The 2,106-nt window shown below is 69.4% G+C and carries 3 protein-coding genes; 2 read left to right on the top strand and 1 reads right to left on the bottom strand.

The genetic code is table 11. The annotated features are described in order from the left end of the window. Positions 1-405: IPT/TIG domain-containing protein (locus tag ON27_RS08435; protein ID WP_043722105.1), on the top strand; the 405-nt coding region annotated here is incomplete at its 5' end. 84 nt (positions 406-489) lie between these two features. Here ON27_RS08435 and ON27_RS08430 read toward each other — a convergent pair. After that, positions 490-888: a hypothetical protein gene (locus ON27_RS08430; RefSeq protein WP_157227121.1), complete on the bottom strand. Its 399-nt coding sequence runs from the start codon at positions 886-888 to the stop codon at positions 490-492. A 489-nt stretch (positions 889-1,377) separates the two neighbouring features. Here ON27_RS08430 and ON27_RS08425 point away from each other — a divergent pair. Continuing rightward, a partial coding sequence (locus ON27_RS08425) for a lipase family protein (RefSeq protein WP_043722098.1) occupies positions 1,378-2,106 on the top strand: 729 nt, incomplete at its 3' end.

Raw genomic sequence — 2,106 nt, 5'->3', positions numbered from 1 at the left:
GCCGTCCGTTTCGGGACAACCCCGGCGGCCTCCTTCACGGTGCTCTCCGCAACCCAGATAGCCGCCGTCGCTCCCAGCCGGCCCGACGGGCCGGTCGCGGTCACCGTCAGCACGCCCGGCGGCACCAGCAACGGGGTCGTCTACACCTATCTCGCCGCACCGGCGATCGCCGCGGTCTACCCCGACCAAGCGCCCGCGTCCGGCGGCAGCACCGCCGTCCTGAACGGCACGGGATTCACCGGCGTGACCGCCGTCCGTTTCGGCACGGCGACGCCACCGTTCACCGTCATCTCCGACACGCTGATCCGGGTCACCGTGCCTGCCGGGACGGGCGTCGTCGACGTCACGGTCACCGCCTCGGGCGGTACCAGCAACAGCGTCCCGTTCACCTACCTCCGGGCATAGTCCAGCCCAGGGGCACGTTTCGGCCACGTCGAAGCCGACGACGCCGGAGGTCGCGATCGTGGCCGGGCGCCCCGCGGTCGGTCGTCAGCCCGACTTCGCGGTGTCCGGCGCACGACGGGCGTGCTCCGCCACCCAGACGCCGACGCCGATCGCCCCGGCGACCGGCCACGACACCACCCCGGTGACCGCGGCTGCTCCGAGTCCGCCGAAGTAGAGCAACGACTCCCGATCCGGTACAAGATCGCGCACCGCCGCGGTGGCCGACGCGACACCGCCTGCCACGGTGCGCGGGCCGGGCGGCAGCGGGAGGTGCGCCATCCGCATACCGAGCGTCGGGACCGGGACCGGCAGTCCGGCGCGCTTGGTGGTCGTCGCGCCGTCCGTCCCGGTCGGCGATACGGTCTCGGTATCCGGCACGGAACGTACCGGTTCTCGTGCCTCGGAGCCGGATGCGTGGACCTTGTGTGCTGCTCTCTTGGACATGACCGCTCCTTCCTTCGTCCTGACCTCGTCGCTGTGTATGTAATCCAGCCAAGCCGGGCGCGCCCGGAGTCGCAACCCCTTCGGCTCGACTGTGGACAGTGCCGGCCGCCATACGGACGGAGCCGTCGAACCGTGCGTGGTCGCCGACGGCCACACGCCACGGACGGACGCACGCCGTCGACGCGGCTCCCACTTCGCACCGAAGCACGCGGCCACAGAGATCGCTGCACAATTGCTGTCAACTCACCATACCTCCAGCGGAAGCAAAGGAATTCACGGTTCTACCGCCGGTAAATAGGTAATTTGAGGCATTCCGGTCTCACTTAGAAATGTCGCTGGTAGTTTGCTGTCGGTACATACGGCTTCAGCTGGCTGATCGACGAATGCGGCGAACTACCCCTGGAGGTCAAGCTCGTGACTCGTCCCCTTCTTCGTGTCCCGGGCAGCAGGCGTCTCGGTGCCGCCCGTGTCCTCGGTGCGCTCGGCGGTATGGCACTGACGCTGCTGCTGGCGACCACGGCAACCGCGGAACCGATATACCCGCTGCCCGATCCGGACCCGTTCTACGCCGCCCCGGCCGATCTGGCGGCACACCGACCAGGTGACGTACTCGACGTGCGGCCCTTGCCGCCGCTGGCTTCCTTCCCCGGCGCCACCGTCAGGCTGGTCGAGTTCCGTTCCACCAACTCGCGGGGCGCGCCGATCGCGGCGACCACGACCATCGTCACCCCCGCCTTCCATCAGCCCGGCATGCCGCTGCTGTCCTATCAGCACTTCATCAATTCGCTCGGCACCGGCTGCGCGGTATCGCACCTGCTCTACGAGAACGATTTCAACCTGTCGACGACGACGCCGATGTTGAACGTGCTGCTGCAGCGAGGCTGGAGCCTGGCGCTGCCCGACCACCTCGGCCCGCAGTTCGCGCTGGGGGCCGCGCGTTTGGGCGGCCAGATCACGCTGGACGGCATCCGGGCCGCGAAACAACTGCCCGAACTCGCCGTACAGCACAGCCCGGTGACGCTGGCCGGCTACTCCGGCGGCGGTCTGGCCACGGCATGGGCGGCCGCGCTACAGCCGTCCTACGCACCTGACCTGCGGCTGGCGGGCGCGGCCATCGGCGGCGCCCCGATGAACCTGGTGGCGATGGCGGAAGGTCTGGGACTCAACCCGCACCCCGCCTTCGGCTTGGCCATGGCGGCGGCGATCGGTCTGGAACGC

Source organism: Nocardia asiatica NBRC 100129, assembly GCF_000308415.1.
GTDB classification, from domain to species: domain Bacteria; phylum Actinomycetota; class Actinomycetes; order Mycobacteriales; family Mycobacteriaceae; genus Nocardia; species Nocardia asiatica.
This window is presented reverse-complemented; position numbering and strand designations above follow the sequence as displayed.